General features: G+C 66.6%; 19 protein-coding genes and 1 pseudogene. 12 read left to right on the forward strand and 8 right to left on the reverse strand.

Annotated elements, in window-relative coordinates:
* The 3 genes and pseudogenes from OC159_RS20365 to OC159_RS14360 form a co-directional block, all read right to left on the reverse strand.
* Positions 1–169, reverse strand: a pseudogene (locus OC159_RS20365) (IS30 family transposase); the annotation flags it as partial.
* Between the two features lie 296 nt (positions 170–465).
* A complete protein-coding gene (locus OC159_RS14355; protein ID WP_265501863.1) occupies positions 466–1,281 on the reverse strand; it encodes an NAD-dependent epimerase/dehydratase family protein in 816 nt (271 codons plus the stop codon).
* Positions 1,281–2,144 (reverse strand): glycosyltransferase, encoded by an 864-nt coding sequence (locus tag OC159_RS14360; protein WP_265501864.1) that lies wholly within the window; start codon positions 2,142–2,144, stop codon positions 1,281–1,283. The genes OC159_RS14355 and OC159_RS14360 overlap by 1 nt, the downstream gene beginning before the upstream one ends.
* Positions 2,145–2,333: 189 nt before the next feature.
* On the opposite strand from OC159_RS14360, the gene OC159_RS14365 reads away from it, so the two are divergent.
* The 6 genes from OC159_RS14365 (at position 2,334) to OC159_RS14390 (ending at position 8,909) form a co-directional block, all read left to right on the forward strand.
* Positions 2,334–2,678, forward strand: coding sequence for a hypothetical protein (locus OC159_RS14365; protein ID WP_265501865.1), 345 nt, complete (start codon positions 2,334–2,336; stop codon positions 2,676–2,678).
* Between the two features lie 145 nt (positions 2,679–2,823).
* Complete coding sequence (locus OC159_RS14370) at positions 2,824–3,633, forward strand: glycoside hydrolase family 25 protein (RefSeq protein WP_265501866.1); 810 nt, start codon at positions 2,824–2,826, stop codon at positions 3,631–3,633.
* Entirely contained in the window at positions 3,606–4,268 is a 663-nt protein-coding gene (locus OC159_RS14375; protein ID WP_265501867.1) for a CPBP family intramembrane glutamic endopeptidase, read from the forward strand. Before OC159_RS14370 ends, OC159_RS14375 begins: the two co-directional genes overlap by 28 nt.
* A 60-nt stretch (positions 4,269–4,328) precedes the next feature.
* Positions 4,329–6,323, forward strand: coding sequence for an aspartate--tRNA ligase (gene aspS, locus OC159_RS14380; protein WP_265501868.1), 1,995 nt, complete (start codon positions 4,329–4,331; stop codon positions 6,321–6,323).
* A 65-nt stretch (positions 6,324–6,388) separates the two neighbouring features.
* On the forward strand, positions 6,389–7,762 hold the full coding sequence (locus OC159_RS14385; RefSeq protein WP_265501869.1) for a DUF1800 domain-containing protein: 1,374 nt from the start codon (positions 6,389–6,391) through the stop codon (positions 7,760–7,762).
* Positions 7,763–7,766: 4 nt separating this feature from the next.
* The gene (locus OC159_RS14390) at positions 7,767–8,909 is read left to right on the forward strand and encodes a DUF1501 domain-containing protein (protein WP_265501870.1); all 1,143 of its coding nucleotides are present in this window, start codon (positions 7,767–7,769) and stop codon (positions 8,907–8,909) included.
* A gap of 1 nt (position 8,910) precedes the next feature.
* On the opposite strand, the gene OC159_RS14395 is transcribed toward OC159_RS14390, so the two are convergent.
* Entirely contained in the window at positions 8,911–9,639 is a 729-nt protein-coding gene (locus OC159_RS14395; RefSeq protein ID WP_265501871.1) for a response regulator, read from the reverse strand.
* Positions 9,640–9,768: 129 nt separating this feature from the next.
* Here OC159_RS14395 and mce point away from each other — a divergent pair, with 129 nt between their 5' ends.
* Complete coding sequence (mce, locus tag OC159_RS14400; RefSeq protein ID WP_265501872.1) at positions 9,769–10,173, forward strand: methylmalonyl-CoA epimerase; 405 nt, start codon at positions 9,769–9,771, stop codon at positions 10,171–10,173.
* Positions 10,173–10,442: a DUF1467 family protein gene (locus tag OC159_RS14405; protein WP_265501873.1), complete on the forward strand. Its 270-nt coding sequence runs from the start codon at positions 10,173–10,175 to the stop codon at positions 10,440–10,442. Before mce ends, OC159_RS14405 begins: the two co-directional genes overlap by 1 nt.
* Here the strand turns inward: OC159_RS14405 and OC159_RS14410 are convergent.
* Together OC159_RS14410 and OC159_RS14415 are read right to left on the reverse strand one after the other, a co-directional pair.
* Positions 10,399–11,115, reverse strand: a complete 717-nt coding sequence (locus OC159_RS14410; RefSeq protein WP_265501911.1) for an EI24 domain-containing protein — start codon at positions 11,113–11,115, stop codon at positions 10,399–10,401. The two genes, OC159_RS14405 and OC159_RS14410, sit on opposite strands and share 44 nt — an antisense overlap.
* The gene (locus OC159_RS14415) at positions 11,112–11,684 is read right to left on the reverse strand and encodes a nitroreductase family protein (protein ID WP_265501874.1); all 573 of its coding nucleotides are present in this window, start codon (positions 11,682–11,684) and stop codon (positions 11,112–11,114) included. The genes OC159_RS14410 and OC159_RS14415 overlap by 4 nt, the downstream gene beginning before the upstream one ends.
* Positions 11,685–11,774: 90 nt before the next feature.
* On the opposite strand from OC159_RS14415, the gene OC159_RS14420 reads away from it, so the two are divergent.
* Positions 11,775–12,017: a DUF167 domain-containing protein gene (locus OC159_RS14420; protein WP_265501875.1), complete on the forward strand. Its 243-nt coding sequence runs from the start codon at positions 11,775–11,777 to the stop codon at positions 12,015–12,017.
* Here OC159_RS14420 and OC159_RS14425 read toward each other — a convergent pair.
* Positions 12,014–12,259 carry a hypothetical protein gene (locus OC159_RS14425; protein ID WP_265501876.1) on the reverse strand — a complete coding sequence of 82 codons (246 nt, stop codon included), beginning with the start codon at positions 12,257–12,259 and terminating at the stop codon, positions 12,014–12,016. The genes OC159_RS14420 and OC159_RS14425 overlap by 4 nt on opposite strands.
* A 138-nt stretch (positions 12,260–12,397) precedes the next feature.
* Between OC159_RS14425 and OC159_RS14430 the strand changes: the two genes are divergently transcribed.
* From OC159_RS14430 to OC159_RS14440, 3 genes are all read left to right on the forward strand, one after another.
* Positions 12,398–13,165, forward strand: coding sequence for a M48 family metalloprotease (locus OC159_RS14430; RefSeq protein WP_265501877.1), 768 nt, complete (start codon positions 12,398–12,400; stop codon positions 13,163–13,165).
* 3 nt (positions 13,166–13,168) lie between these two features.
* Positions 13,169–14,491 (forward strand): DUF2254 domain-containing protein, encoded by a 1,323-nt coding sequence (locus tag OC159_RS14435; RefSeq protein ID WP_265501878.1) that lies wholly within the window; start codon positions 13,169–13,171, stop codon positions 14,489–14,491.
* A gap of 116 nt (positions 14,492–14,607) precedes the next feature.
* Positions 14,608–14,982 carry a hypothetical protein gene (locus tag OC159_RS14440; RefSeq protein WP_265501879.1) on the forward strand — a complete coding sequence of 125 codons (375 nt, stop codon included), beginning with the start codon at positions 14,608–14,610 and terminating at the stop codon, positions 14,980–14,982.
* A gap of 45 nt (positions 14,983–15,027) precedes the next feature.
* Here OC159_RS14440 and ilvN read toward each other — a convergent pair whose 3' ends face one another.
* A complete protein-coding gene (gene ilvN, locus OC159_RS14445) occupies positions 15,028–15,588 on the reverse strand; it encodes an acetolactate synthase small subunit (protein ID WP_265501880.1) in 561 nt (186 codons plus the stop codon).
* Positions 15,589–15,596: the final 8 nt, after the last annotated feature.

Below are 15,596 nucleotides of genomic sequence, written 5' to 3' on the forward strand. Positions count from 1 at the left end.
ATCGGGGCGCCGGTGCAAAGCCAGCCTTTGCCGCGACAACGCCAAACACCGAAGCGGCATGCCTGCCCAAAGCCCGCCCGATACCACTCAGCGTCTCCCCGGCCTTCCAACGGCGCCAGAGCTCGGTCTTCTGATCATGCGACAAGCCCGGGCGACCGGTTCGTGCCATCGCGGGTCCCCTCCAGAACATCTCGGATCAAAGATGTTGCGCTGACAGGTTGAACCCACCGGTGGCTTCTTTGCTATTTGCTATTTGCTATTTGCTATCTGCTATCTGCTATCTGCTTTCGCCTTGGGTCTTGAGGTGTCGACGTTCCTGTCGCGACCAAGCGTGCGCGGGATCGCGTGGAGGTTCTACCGGCCAGGAAGATGGAGCGCCTGCCGTGATGACAAATCGGACGGATGACGCAGAAGGACACCCGCCGCGCGGGCGGTCTCGGACGATGTCCCTTATCCCGGGAAGGATCATGGGTTCAGCCTCAGCATGTCGGGAAGCGTGGCCCGCAGGCGCGCCATGCCGCCCGGCCGCCAGCCCGCCGCGATCAGGCCGCGGCAATCCGGCACCCGCAAGGCAGTGGCGTCCGCGCGTGGTGGCAGCGGATGGGGGCTGTCGATCAGGGCCAGCAGGTCGTGTCGGTCCAGAACGATGTCGCTGCAGTTCAGCGTGGGCGGCGGCGCCGGGTCGTCCAGCAGCAGCACCAGCGCCTGCGCCAAGTCGTCCGCGTGAACCTCGGTAGCGACGCGGGGGGCGACGGGGCGCCTGGCAAGGTAGTCGGCGAAGAGCGACCGCCACTTGTTCGCCGCGCGGGGGCCGTAGACCCCGGTGGCGCGCAGGGCGCAGGTGGCGATTCCGCGTGAGCGCAGCGATGCAAGTTGCACCTCGGCCTCGGCCTTGACCTCACCATAGAGGCTGGTGGGGGCGGGCTCCAGGTCGTCGCTCAGGCGCGTGCCGGGCGGGTGGCCGTCGTGGACGGCTCGTGACGACAGGAACAGGACGCGGCCGACCCCTTCGGCCACGGCCTGATCGAAGATGGCGCGGCTGCCACCCAGGTTCGTCTGAACGAAGCCTTGCGGATCGTCGCCCTCTCCTCCGCGATAGCGGCCGGGGGCATGGGCGAAGGCGCAGTGGATCAGCGCGTGGTGGCCGGCCAGCGGCGCGGGCTGCCCCAGGCTCCAGCCATGCGCGCGGTCCAGCGAAGTCACCTCGTGGCCCGCCCGCAGCAGCGCCGAGGCAACGAAGCCGCCGACGATGCCGCTTGCGCCGGTAAGGGCGACCCGCATCAGGCGGAGGGGCCGGGCAGCGCCGAAAGGTCGGGCATCGGACCCCCTGCCGCGATGGTGCGCCACAGGTCGATCAGCGGGCGCAGCCGGTCGGCCTTGTCGTGATCCTGCCAGGGCTTTTCGTACTGGAAATGCAGGATGCGGATGTCGTCCCAACTCCACAGGCCGGGCATCTGCATCCACACATATTGCAGCAGGTTGTGGTTGATCGACAGGCCGTGCCAGTCGGGGAAGAAGTCCTGCAGGAAGGTCTGGTCCGTGCGCCGCCAGAAGACGCCCGGCCGGTCCAGATGGCCCATCATCGCCCGGAAAGTCGCAGGGTCCGGACGGGCCGTGAAGACGCCCGAGTTCATGCGGTGAAAGCCGTCCAGACCGTCATAGACGTTGGGGGCGGCGCAGAATTCCGGCATGTCGAACAGCTTGTCCACAGGGCGCAGGACGATGGCGTCCGCGTCGATGAAGGCGCAGCGGTCGTAATCCAGCTGCCACAGGCGCAGCTTGACGAAATTGTCCAGCGGGGTATGGAAATCGGGCTTGCCCCCCCTGGTGAAGGCGGCGCGCGAATGCAGCGCATCGCGGGCATGGGCGAGATCGAATGCCTCGGACGTTGGCAGAAGGTCCGCCGCGATCAGGCGCGCGCCAAGCTGTCGCAGACGGTCCAAGTGTTCGGGCTGCAGGCCGCGATGCATCACCACCAAGTCCGCGCCGGTTCCGGTCAGCCGCAGCGACCTCAGCAGCGCCTCTGCCCCCGGAAGGTAGTCAGGGTTGCTGACCAGCGTCACGAAGGCGCGGTCGGCGTGGCAGGGCGCTTCGGCCAGCAAGCCTTCGGGCAAATGGGCGGTCGAGGGGCTTGAAGAATTCATGGGCAAGGTCCTGAGGCAAGACGTCAACGGGCCGGACCCTATGACGGTGGCATATGGGCTACATGACAGACCCGCGCTGCGATTGCCAAGCCCCGCAGGATCGGCGCCCTTTGGTGGGAACGGCTTTGCGACCGGAACCAAGGTTCGGCAGGAAACGTTTTCCGATGAACCACCTGCCGAGGTAAGCCGATGTCCCACAACCACGAACCCGAACGCGCCGCTCCGCGGCACAAGCCCGCGATCATCGCGATCATTTTCGTGCTGGCGGTGGCGCTGGTGGCATTCCTGGTCTTCACGCCGGGCGCAGACGAAAACAACGACGGCATCGCCACGACCGAGCCGCCTGCGGGCACCACGGTGACCGAGGCCGAGGGCACGGAGTTGGGGGAAGGCGCACCTGTCGTTTCGGACGCCGAGACGCCTGCCGCCAACACCCAATCCCCCGTCGGAGCCGCCGATCTGCCCGCAGGCGCCGAGCCGACCCAACCGGGTTCGCCCGAGGGGCCGGTTGAAGAGGTCGCCCCTGCAAACTGACTTGTGCGGGGGACGGTCTCGTCCCGCTGACGCAACCGTGACTGGCCAGAGCCGATGACAAAACCTCACGCTCCTGAGATAACGCCGCTCAAAGACGCGAAACGCGCATCGGGTGGTACTTGGGATCTTGGAGCATGGGGCAGGAATGAAGGTTTTGGTCAGGTTGCTGCTGGCAATGGCGGTTTTGGGGTTTGCGGTCTCCTGTGCAAGGACGCCACCACGCGGGCCGGGCGGATATGGCGGATATCAGGCTGCGCCGGGGCCGGGGGCGAATCCGCAGCTGGGCGACCGGCGTCCGCACGAATGGACGCGCGGCGCGCCCTATGGGCACGCGGTTCACGGGATCGACATCTCTCGGTGGCAGGGCGACATCGACTGGAACAGGGTTCGCAATGCCGGGATCAGCTTCGCCTTTATCAAGGCGACCGAGGGTGGCGACCACGCGGACCCGAACTTCCGCCGCTACTGGTACGAGGCCGCGCAGGCCCGCATCCCGCGCGGCGCCTACCACTTCTATTACTTCTGCCGATCGGGGGCTGAGAATGCCTATTGGTACATCCGCAACGTCCCGCGCGAGGCAGGCTCGCTGCCACCCGTCCTGGACATGGAATGGTCCAATTCCCGCAACTGCCCGCGCCGCCCCCCGGCTGCCGAGGTCCTGCGAGAGGCCGAGATATTCCTGCAGATCGTGGGCCGGCATTATGGCCAGCGCCCGATCATCTACACCACCGTTGATTTCTACCGCGAGAACCAGATGGGCCGCCTGAACGCCGAATTCTGGCTGCGCTCGGTCGCGGCTCATCCCAGGGTGACCTATCCCGGTCAAAGCTGGGCCTTCTGGCAATATACCGGCACCGGGATCGTCCCGGGCATCCAGGGCGACACGGACCTGAACGCATTTGCCGGCTCCGCAGCGGATTGGGCAAGATGGTTGCAGAGACGTCTGGTACGATAACGGCTCACCGCTGGCTGCGGGTCGAGTTCGCGGCGCTCTATATCGGGGCGCCGCTGGCCATCGCGCTGTTCCTGCCGCCGGACGGGCTGTTCACGGCGCTGGCGATCTTCAGCGTCGCCGGCCTGGGCCTTCTGTGGTTCACCGGCGGGTTCCGCTGGCGCGTCCTGGTGCGCGGCTGGCGGTTGATCCCGTGGCTGGAGGTGATGGGCATTGCGGCCGCCACGCTGGTGTCGGGCATCGCCATCCTGTCGATCGCCGCGCCCGAGGCGCTGTTTTCCCTGCCGCGAAACCGGCCAGAGTTCCTGCCCGTCATCTGGGCCTTCTACCCGATACTGTCCGCCCTGCCGCAAGAACTGATCTTCCGGCCCCTGTTCTTCCATCGCTATGGCGCGATCCTGCCGCAGGGCCAGTCCGCAATCGTCCTGAACGCTGCCATCTTCGCCTTCGCCCACTTGATGTACTGGTCCTGGATCGTCGCGATCATGACCTTCGTCGGCGGGCTGATCTTTGCGCGGGCCTATCTGCGCCACGGCCTGCCTTCGGCTTGGGTGCTGCATGCCGTTGCGGGCAACGTTCTCTTCACCGTCGGGATGGGGGTCTATTTCTATACCGGCAACGTGGTGCGTCCCTTCTGAGCGGTTGACTTCCCGCCCGTCCCGCGCTTTGTGCGGGGGCTGAACAACCGGGGACCGATCATGCACGCCTATCGCAGCCATACCTGCGGCGATCTGAAAGCCGCCAATGCCGGTGAAACCGTCCGCCTGTCGGGCTGGGTGCATCGCGTTCGCGACCACGGGGGCGTGCTCTTCGTGGACCTGCGCGACCACTACGGCATGACGCAGGTGCTGGCCGACAGCGACAGCCCGGCCTTTGCCACGATGGACAAGCTGCGCGCCGAAACGGTGATCCGCATCGACGGCCGCGTCAAGCTGCGCGACGCGTCGCTGGTCAATCCCAAGCTGCCCACCGGCGAGATCGAGGTCTATGCGACCGAGATCGAGGTGCTGGGCCCCGCGGACGAGCTGCCCCTGCCGGTCTTCGGCGACCAGGACTACCCCGAGGAAACGCGCCTGGCCTATCGCTTCCTGGACCTGCGCCGCGACAGCCTGCACAACAACATCATGCTGCGGTCAAAGGTCATCCGCTCGATCCGCAACCGGATGTGGGACCAGAACTTCACCGAGTTCCAGACGCCGATCATCACGGCATCGTCGCCCGAAGGCGCGCGCGACTTCCTGGTGCCCTCGCGCCTGCATCCGGGCAAGTTCTATGCCCTTCCGCAGGCCCCCCAGCAGTTCAAGCAGCTGATCATGGTGGCAGGCTTCGACAAGTATTTCCAGATCGCCCCCTGCTTCCGCGACGAGGACCCGCGCGCCGACCGTTCGCCCACCGACTTCTACCAGCTGGACATGGAGATGTCCTTTGTCCGGCAAGAGGACGTTTTCGCGGCGATTCAGCCCGTCATGCAGGGTCTCTTCGAGGAGTTCGGTGGCGGGCGCCGCGTCGACACCGACTGGCCGCTGATCCCCTACGCCGAGTCGCTGCTGAAATACGGCACCGACAAGCCGGACCTGCGCAACCCGATCGAGATGCAGGTGGTCAGCGAACATTTCCGCGGCTCGGGCTTCGGCATCTTCGCCAAGCTGCTGGAGCAGGAGGGAACCGAGGTCCGCGCCATTCCTGCACCGGGCGGGGGATCGCGTAAGTTCGCCGACCGCATGAACGCCTTTGCTCAGAACCAAGGCCTGCCCGGCATGGGCTATATCTTCTGGCGTAAAAGACCCCCGGTTCCCGATGCCGCAGACCTCATAGAGAGTATTGATGCTCTGCCGAACGGCCCAATTGCCCAAATCGACGTTGATGACCCACAAAAACTTGGAGAGATTTTCTTGAAAGTTCGTGATTTTCTTCACGAGAAAGAAAATTCTGACGCGAAGGGTGCAATACAGAAGGCGATCGATTCTAGCGAATACTTGCGAGCAAAGTTTTTGATCGACTATCATTTCGGTCCGCTCGAAGCCGCCGGTCCCATCGCTAAGGCGCTTGGCGCTGAAAAGACCGAAATGATCCGTCAGCAGCTAAACCTGGCGGAGGGCGACGCGGCCTTCTTTGTTGGCGGCAAGCCCGAGCAGTTCGAGGCCGTTGCCGGCCGTGCCCGCACCGAGATCGGGCGCGAACTTGGCCTGATCGACGAAAACCAGTTCAAGTTCGCCTGGATCGTTGATTTCCCGATGTACGAGAAGACCGACGACGGCAAGATCGACTTCAGCCACAACCCGTTCAGCATGCCGCAGGGCGGGATGGAGGCGCTGGAGGGAGATCCGCTGGCGGTCAAGGGCTATCAGTACGACCTGGCCTGCAACGGGTACGAGCTGATCAGCGGAGCGATCCGGAACCACAAGCCCGAGATCATGTTCAAGGCGTTCGAGATCGCCGGCTATCCGGCGTCGGAGGTCGAGAAGCGTTTCGGCGGCATGGTCAAGGCGTTCCGCTATGGCGCGCCGCCGCACGGCGGTTGCGCGGCGGGTATCGACCGCATCGTCATGCTGCTGGCGGATGAGCAGAACATCCGCGAGGTCATCATGTTCCCGATGAACCAGCGGGCCGAGGACCTGATGATGGGCGCGCCCTCCGAGCCCACCAACGAGCAGATGCGCGAACTGCGCCTGCGCGCGTTGCCGAAAGAGTGACCTGACAGGGCGGCGCCCGCCGTGGCATGTTGCTGCAGAGCAGAATGCCACGGGAGCGCCTGCCCATGTCAATCCCCTACGACCAGCTTGCCGCGATCCGGCTGGGGTTCGGATTGTCGCCGCGACAGCCCTCGCCGGGCGACCCGGCCGCCGTCGCGGCATCGGTCGCACGCGCCGCGCCCGACCCGGACGGGATCACGCTCGACCGGATGCGCGAATGGCAGAGGACCGGCAACAGGCTTGCCAGGGCCGCCCGAAAGGGTGGCGCCGAGGCCGGCCGGGCCAGCCGCGAATACCGGATGCGCCTCGGCTCGCGTCACAGGGCGGATATTCTGGCGCGTTTCGCCAGGGCGGTCGACGATCCCGGCGGGTTCGGCGAGCGGCTGGTCTGGTTCTGGTCCGACCACTTCACGGTGGCGGGCGGTACGCTCTATACCAACCTGATGATGGCGGCATTCGTGCAGGACGCGATCCGGCCGCACCTGGCGGGGCGGTTCGCCGACATGATGTACGCCGCCGAGACACATCCCGCGATGCTGCGCTACCTGGACCAGGGCCGGTCGGTCGGCCCGAACTCGATCGTGGCGCAGCGCAATCCCAAACGGGCCGGCGGCCTGAACGAAAACCTGGCGCGAGAGATGATCGAGCTGCACAGCCTGGGCGTCGGTGCGGGCTACACCCAGCACGATGTCGAGGAACTGGCCGCCCTTCTGACCGGCCTGACTTATCATCCGAAGCATCCGGGCGTATTCCAGCCAAAGCTGGCCGAGCCGGGTCCCGAGGAGGTGCTTGGGCAGACCTATGGAAGCCCGCAGGCCGTGGCGAATTTCAGCGACATCCGCGACGTCATCGACGACTTGGCGACCCACGATGCGACCGCGCGGCACATCGCGCGCAAGATGGCGGTGCATTTCGTGGCGGACGATCCTCCGCAGGCGCTGGTGGACCGGCTGGCGGGTGTCTTTACCGATGCGGGCGGCGATCTTGCGGCAATGAACCTGGCGTTGGCCGAGGCGCCGGAGCTGGAAAGCCACTTTCGCCAGAAGCTGCGCCAGCCATTCGAATTTTTGGTGACCAGCCTTCGGGCGCTTGGTGCCGACGGCCCGCAGGTGTCGGCGCTGAAGCCGGGCGTGCTGAACCAGCGCCTGCTGCGGCCGATGGCGGTGATGGGCCAGCCCTGGGGCTTGCCTGACGGTCCCGACGGGTGGCCCGAGGCGTCCGAGGTCTGGGGCGCTCCGCAAGGTATTGCGATGCGGATCAACTGGGCGCTGACCCACGTCGCCGGCCTTGCGGGCGATCTGCCCGACCCGCGCGACTTCCTGGCCCATGCCCTTGGCGGAACGGCGTCCGAGGCGGTGGCCTGGGCCGTGCCGCGCGCCGAAAGCCGGGCCGAGGGGATCGCGCTGGTCCTCGCCTCCGCCGACTTCAATCGGAGATGACGCCATGCTGAGCCGCCGCCTGTTCCTCAAGACCTCGGCCGTCATCGGATGTTCGGCCGCGGCGCACCCGTTGCTGTCGTCCGCCGCCTTCGCCAGCGCGCCGGGGGAAAACCGGCTGGTCGTCATCATCCTGCGCGGCGCCATGGACGGCATCGACGCCTTGCGCAGCACGCTGTCGCTGGGGCCGGATCACGGGGCGACCGATCTTGACGGGTTCTTTGCGCTGCATCCCGGGCTGTCGGACCTGCTGCCGCTGTGGCGGGCAGGGCAGATGACGTTCGCGCCCGCCGTCTCGACGCCCTATCGCGACAAGCGCAGCCATTTCGACGGGCAGAACATGCTCGAGGCGGGGACGGGTACCGACCTAGACCTGGATGCGCAGCAGGACGGCTGGCTGAACCGCCTTTTGCAGGTCATGCCGGGTCAGGTGTCGGAAACCGCCTATTCGATGGGGGCCGAGCAGATGCGGATTCTGCGCGGTCCTGCCCCGGCGAAAAGCTGGAGCCCGGATGCTACGCTGAACCTCAGCCCGCAGGCCGAGATGCTGTTGTCGCGGATCTACCACAACGACCCGCTGTTTCGCGACGCCAGCGCAGAGGCGCTGGAGATCGTCGCCGGCCTGTCGCCGCGCCAGCCGGACAAGAAGCGCCAGCCCGAGCACCTGGAGTTGGCGCGCTTCGCAGCCGACCGCCTGAACCGAGAGACGCGGATCGCGACCTTCTCTCTGGCGGGATGGGATACCCACGCCGGTCAGGCGGGGACGCTGACCCGCGCGCTGGGGCGCCTGTCAAAGACCATCCTGACGCTGCAAGCGGGCCTTGGTGCGCATTGGGACACGACCACGGTGATGGCGATGACCGAGTTCGGCCGGACCGCCCGAGAGAACGGCTCTGCCGGGACCGACCACGGGACGGGCGGCGCGATGCTGGTCGCCGGCGGCGCGGTCCGGGGCGGTCAGGTTCTGGGTGGTTGGCCCGGCCTTGCCGAGGGCGCTTTGTACGATGGCCGGGACCTGATGCCGGTGCGCGACATCAGGGCCTATGCGGCCTGGGCGATGCACGCCAAGTTCGGCATTGCGAAGGACCGGCTGGAACGTGCGGTATTTCCCGGCCTCGACATCGGGCAGGATCCAGGGTTGCTCGCCTAGATCACATCTCGGCCACGCGGGACAGACGGTCGTGCACCATGCCGCTGATCCGGGCCAAGTCCGTGGCCAGCGCATGTCCCGCCATGTGGTCGCGCGCCAGCGCCGTGGCCGCCGCCTCCAGCGCGGGATCGTGGGCGGATCGCGCCACGCCTGCCAGGAAGCGGGCGATATAGTCGATGGCGGCTGTGTCCTGCGCGTTCGACAGAACCTCGGCGACATGGACAAGGTCGTCGCGCAGTCCCGATCTGTCGGGCTGGATCACGTCGTCGGGCAGGACGCGCAGGGTCTTCGCTTCCATCGGCAGCGCGGACAGGATCGCCTGCTGGAAGACGGCCAGGCTTTCCACGGGCTTCGCCAGAAAGCCGTCGGCGCCAGCCGCAAGCGCCGATGCCGCCTTGTCGGGGTCGCCCGACATCGCCAGGATCACCGGCACGCGCGGTTCGACCGCGTGCATCTCGCCGATGAGGTTGGTGCCGTCGCCATCGGGCAGGCCCAGGTCGACGATGACCACGGCGGGACGATAGGTCCTCAGGTGGCGCGCCGCCGAACGCAGGCAGTCCGCGCGGCGAATCCGCGCGCCGGACTTGAGGCAAAGCAGGCGAACGGCCTCGCTTGCAAAACGCGAATCCTCGATCACCAGCACGGTCAGGCCGGACAGCGGCCGCTGCGGCAACGACAAACGCCATTGCGGCAAGGGCTTGACCGGGTCGGTCTGCGTTTCCGTCAACATGTCTTGGTCCCCATCCATGTCTTCACGATCATTAAAGCCGCGATTCTCTAAGAACCGGTTAATCGCCGCGCTTTTCCTTTCCCGCGCCGGTCAAACCGACTAGATAGGGGCTCGAACACGGAGGATCAGATGATCGGTCGCCTGAACCATGTCGCCATCGCCGTTCCCGACCTGGACGCCGCCGCGGCGCAATACGCCAACACGCTGGGGGCCAAGGTCGGTGCGCCGCAGGACGAGCCCGACCATGGCGTCACCGTCGTCTTCATCGAGCTGCCGAATACCAAGGTCGAGCTGCTCTATCCCCTGGGCGACGACAGCCCGATCCGGGGATTTCTGGACAAGAACCCATCGGGCGGCATCCACCACATGTGCTTTGAGGTCGACGACATCATCGCCGCCCGCGATACGCTGAAGGCCGAGGGGGCGCGCGTGCTGGGCACGGGCGAACCCAAGATCGGCGCCCATGGCAAGCCGGTGTTGTTCCTGCACCCCAAGGATTTCAACGGCTGCCTGATCGAACTGGAGCAAGTCTGATGAACCTGACCGGCGGCATCGTCCTTTTTGCCTCGCTGTGGTTCCTGACGCTGTTCTGCGTGATGCCCATCGGGCAGAGCAGCCAGGCCGACGCCGGCAGCGTCGTTCCCGGCACCCATGCGGGCGCACCGTCGGGCGTGCCCTGGCGGCGCAAGCTGCTGTGGACGACGGGAATCACCGCGATCATCTGGGGCGTCATCGCCTTCGTGATCCTCAGCGGGATGATCACCCGCACCGATATCTCGATGCTGGACCAGCTGATCCGCTGACCATCTGGAAGAGGTGCGTGAAGGCCGCTGCGGCCAACAGCGGCAGCGCGATGTTGACCAGCGGGATGGTCAGGCCGATCGCCACCAGAACCCCCGTTAGCGTGACCCGCGCCGTGTTGGCGCGGCGGAGCGCATGGGCAGGCCCCTCGGCCAGGTGGCGGCGGGCGGCCATCTGGAAGAACTCCCGGCCCAGCAGCCAGCCGTTCGCGCCATAGAACAGGACGGGCGCCAGCGGGCCCAGGAACGGCGTCAGCACCAGCGACAGCACGGTCACGCCCAGGATGGCGACAAGCACCGCCAGCGACTCCAGAAGCCCGTCCAGGAAATCCGGCGACCGGCCGCGACGGTTCGGGTAATGCAGGCGCTCCACCGCGTCGGCGACGTTCTCGGCAAAGAGCCCTGCGAAGCCCGCCGCGACGGGCGCCATCAGGAAGATGCCCATCACCGGGAACAGCGCCAGCGACCCCCAGGACAGGACGGCGCCGAACTCGACCTGTCCCAGCCATGGCAGGGTCAGGCCGCCGGGCAGCCATATCCTGATCGCCCAGAAGATCAGCGCCTGAAGCGCCACGAACAGGCCGATCGTCAAGGCGACGCCCAGCAGGACCAGCCGCAGGACCGAGGGGCGCAACAGGTCCGCCCAGCCCCTGGCAAGCGCCCGGACCGGGATCATGGCCGCCACTCGGTCTTGGCCTTGATATCGGGGCGGGGGCGTTCGGGGGGCGTGGCGCCACGGGTGCCGATGTGGATCAGGCCGGCGATGCGTTCCTGGGGCGAAAGCCCCAGATGCGCCTGCGCGAAGCCGACGTCCAGTGCCGCGAATCCGGTCAGCCAGGCCGCGCCCCAGCCCGCCGCCAGCGCAGCGTTTACAAGGCCAAGGCAGACGGCACCTGCGGACAGAACCTGCTCCCACTCCGGCACCTTGAGGCTGTTGACGGGGGAATGCACGACCGCGACGATCACTGGTGATGCAAAGGCCGACGCGGCCTTGTCGGCGGCGGCCTGGTCCTGCCCATCGGCCAGCACCGCCTTGTGAAGCGCGGGTGCCAGCGCGTCCAGCGTCTGCCGCCCCAGCACGATGAAGCGCCAAGGCTCCAGCTTGCCATGGTCCGGGACCCGGGCTGCAAGGGTCAGAAGCCGGGTCAAGTCCTCTTGGTCGGGGGCGGGCCCGGTCATCAGCTTCGGCGGATGGGAACGGCGCGTGGCAAGGAAACGCAGCGCCTCGTCGTTGCGGTGGTCCATGCGGATCTCCTGTTTGGTGGGCCATGTGTTTCAGATGGTCCGGGCCGTCGCAAGGCTTGCCGTCGGCTGTGCACTGCGCAAGGAAGGGTCATGACCGACCTGAGGCACCTGGCCCGTTCCGGCCTTCTTCTGACGTTGCGCGTGACCCCGCGCCGCAATGCGGTGGAGGCCGAGGGCGACCTGCTGCGCATCCGCGTCACCGCCCCGCCCGAAGATGGCAAGGCCAACCGTGCCGTCCTGAAGCTGCTGGCGCGTGCCCTGCGTGTGGCGCGGTCGCGCCTGACGGTGAACCGTGGCGATACCGCCCGCGACAAGCTGGTCAAGCTGGACTAGACGCTCCTGTCGATGCGGTAGTTGCCCTCGGGCAGGTTCAGGGCCAGCCGCAGCTCGGTCAGCTGGTGCATCGACAGGGTGACGCGGACGACCTCGTCGCCCTCGGGGCTCATCTGCTCCAGCACGACGCGGTCGTCGAAGCTGAGGATCACGACATCCTCGTTCAGGGGCCTCGCTCCGGGCTCGGCCTCATCGATCAAGGTGATCACGGTCGCGTCGAAGTCATGCTCGATTGTGAACATCAGAATCTCCTTTGGCAGATGCGACATTCGCGTGATGTTGGTCCGACGGCAAGCAGCCGGGCTTTACGCCGGAAGTCGGCAAGGTAAACTGGGCGAAACGAAGGCCGGGACGGCACCGGAAGGACAAAGGCGCGATTCATGGGCAAGCAGATCTGGCGGCGCTGGCGGGCAGCGGTGATGGCGACGGCACTGACGCTGTCGGCCTGTGCGCCGGTCCCCGTCGTAACACCGCTGCCGGTGCCGCAGCCGGCCCGTCCTGTCCTGCCGGCACCCGCGGCCCCCCATGCGGCGACGCCGGATGGCGCTGCACGCAGCTTCGTGCAGGTGATGCGGCGGATGGAGCCTGCGGTCCAGCAGGATTGCCTGAACCGCCGCACCCGCCCGATCCGCTGCGACTTCATCTTCGTGGTCGACGACCGCCCGGGGCTGGAGCCGAACGCCTTCCAGACCATCGACCGCAGCGGCCGACCGGTGGTCGGGTTCACGCTGTCGCTGATCGCCCAGACCGTCAGCCCGGACGAGATCGCCTTCGTCGTTGGGCACGAGGCCGCACACCACATCCTGAACCACCTCGACCGCAAATCGGGGGCATCGACCGCAGCGGCGGTCGTGCTGGGCAGCCTGGCCACCGCCTATGGCGGCGACGCGGCCGCAGTCGAGCGGGCGCAGCAGATCGGTGCCTCGGTCGGATCGCGCTATTACTCCAAGGAATGGGAACTCGAGGCCGACTACCTCGGCTCGATCATCGCGCTGAACGCGGGCTATGACCCGATCAACGGCTCTCGGCTGTTCCAGAGGATCCCCGATCCGGGCAATCACGTGCTGGGCACCCACCCGTCGCGCGCGCAGCGCCTGGCGCAGGTGCGCCGCGCGGTCGAGGACGTGCAGGCGGGGCGGGTCCGCTAGATCGTGGCGGGTCCGCACACGATCGGCAGGCTGCGGTTTCGCCTTCGCGAGCTGATGGAGAAGCTGTGGGTCCGCGTGACCTCGTTCGCGGTGCTGGGGTTGGCGACGGCACTTGCGGCCTTCGCGCTGCGGCCGCTGATCCCCGACAGCCTGGCGGGGATCGTGGGTGCCGACGCGATCGAGCCGATCCTGCAGATCATCGCCTCGTCCATGCTGACGGTCACGACGTTTTCGCTGTCGATCCTGACGGCGGCCTATGCGACGGCCAGTTCGGGATCGACGCCGCGGGCGGTGCAGCTTCTGGTCCGCGACGGCGTCAGCCAGACGGTGCTGGCGACCTTCATCGGCGCCTTCGTCTTCAGCCTTGTCGGGCTGATCATGCTGCAGACGCAGCTTTACGGCGACGGCGGGCGGGTGGTCCTGTTCGCGGTCACGCTGGTGGTGATCCTGATCGTCATCGTGTCGCTGCTGCGCTGGATCAACCGACTTGGCGAACTGGGGCTGATCGGCGACAACCTGACCCGAGTAGAGCAGGCGGCCGAGGAAGCGCTGGTCGCCCGGCTGGCCGCGCCCTGGCTGGGCGGCAACCCCCTGCGTGGTCCGCCCCCGGCAAGCAGCGTCCCGATCATGTCGCCCGAGGTGGGGCATGTGCGCAACTGCGACATGCAGGCTCTGTCGGACCTGGCCGAGGATGCGGGCATCCTGATCTACGTCATGATGCAGCCCGGCGACCTGGTGCACCTGTCCAGTCCGCTCTTCCACGTCTCGCAGCGTCCGGCCGATCCGAAGTTCGACGACCGGCTGATCGCCTGCGTCACGTTGCGCCGCACCCGCAGCTTCGACCAGGACCCGCGCTTCGGCCTGGCGGTCCTGTCAGAGATCGGGCAGCGCGCTCTCTCTCCTGCCGTCAACGATCCCGGCACGGCGCAGGCGGTCACGATCTGCATGCTGCGGGTCCTGTCCCGATGGACGTCTGCGGCGACGCCAGAGGTTGTTCATCCCCGCGTCTATGTGCCCGGGCTGACCGTCGAGCAGATGCTGCGTGACAGCCTTTTGCCGCTGTCACGGGACGGTGCCGGCATGGTCGAGGTTCAGCGGACGCTGCAGGACTGCCTGCTTGCCCTGGTCCAGCTGTCACCGCCGGTCTTCGGTCGCGCTGCCGCCGACCTCAGCCGCGAGATGCTGGACTATGCGCGCAACGGCCTGTCGCTGGCAGTCGACATAGAGGAGATCGCCAACCTTTCAGGTCAGGTTTACGCTACCTGCGACGCGGTTGTGCCGTTGACGCCACTCAGCAACCCCGAGATGAAAAAAAATACGCTATAAGCAGAATAATGCTGGCTAATCGGCGGGTTTCTGCTTTAGTCGCCTCAGGTTCACACAAAAATACAAACTTTAGTGATAACATGACGCTGAGGCGTCCAGCTTGTGAAGGGGCGCCCATGATCGGCGTTGTCGTTTGGAGCAACGGATCGCGCGAAAAGGCGATCATCTGGTGCGAGGATCAGGCGACGCTGGCCTATCTGCAAGGAGCCGGGAACCTTGTCGATATCCGGCAATGGCCGCAACCGGGCGATCTTGTCGAGCTTGAAACGATGACCGTGGGCAACCTGCGCCACGCCCTGAACGTGTCGATGATCTCCGAACGGTGCTGCCCCCAGATCCCCGAAGCGTTGGCACAGTCGGATAGCACCGTGAAGCAGCCGCAACTGCGGCTGGTGTCGACGCAGGATCTGCCTGAATGCGCGGCCTCCGCTCCGTCGCATTCGCCGCTGTGCCGGACCCACGACCTGGTCCGGACCGGCGTCGCCCGCTAGGGCAATCGCCGGCCCTTGAAAGGCGCCAGCGACAGGCGCTTCCGCTCAGACTCCACGTGACAAGGCGGCAACGCCGGTCCGCGCCAGGTCCGTCAGCCCCAAGGGCCGCATGAGATCGGCAAAGGCGTCCAGCTTGGACGGCGGGCCGACCAGTTCGAAGACAAAGCTTTCCAGCGTCGAATCGACCACGTTGGCCCGGAAGATCTCTGCAATCCGAAGGGCTTCGACGCGCTTCTCGCCGTGGCCGCGAACCTTGAAAAGTCCCAGTTCCCGCTCGACCGCCGGACCTTCTACCGTCAGGTCATGCACCTCGTGAACGACGACGATCCGCCCAAGCTGCGCCTTGATCTGCTCGATCACCGACGGCGTGCCGCGCGTTACCACGGTGATGCGCGACCGGTGCCCGGTATGATCGACCTCGGCCACGGTCAGGCTGTCGATGTTGTACCCGCGCCCCGAGAAGAGCCCGATCACCCGGGCCAGGACGCCGGGTTCGTTCTCGACGAGGACGGCCAGCGTATGGCTTTCTTCGACCTGCGCATGCGGGTCGCGCAGGTCGTAGGCCGAATGGCTCGACATGCCCTTCTGGATGTTCAGTGCATTCATGGCTCTGC

This window comes from Paracoccus beibuensis, assembly GCF_026162625.1.
GTDB lineage: Bacteria > Pseudomonadota > Alphaproteobacteria > Rhodobacterales > Rhodobacteraceae > Paracoccus > Paracoccus beibuensis.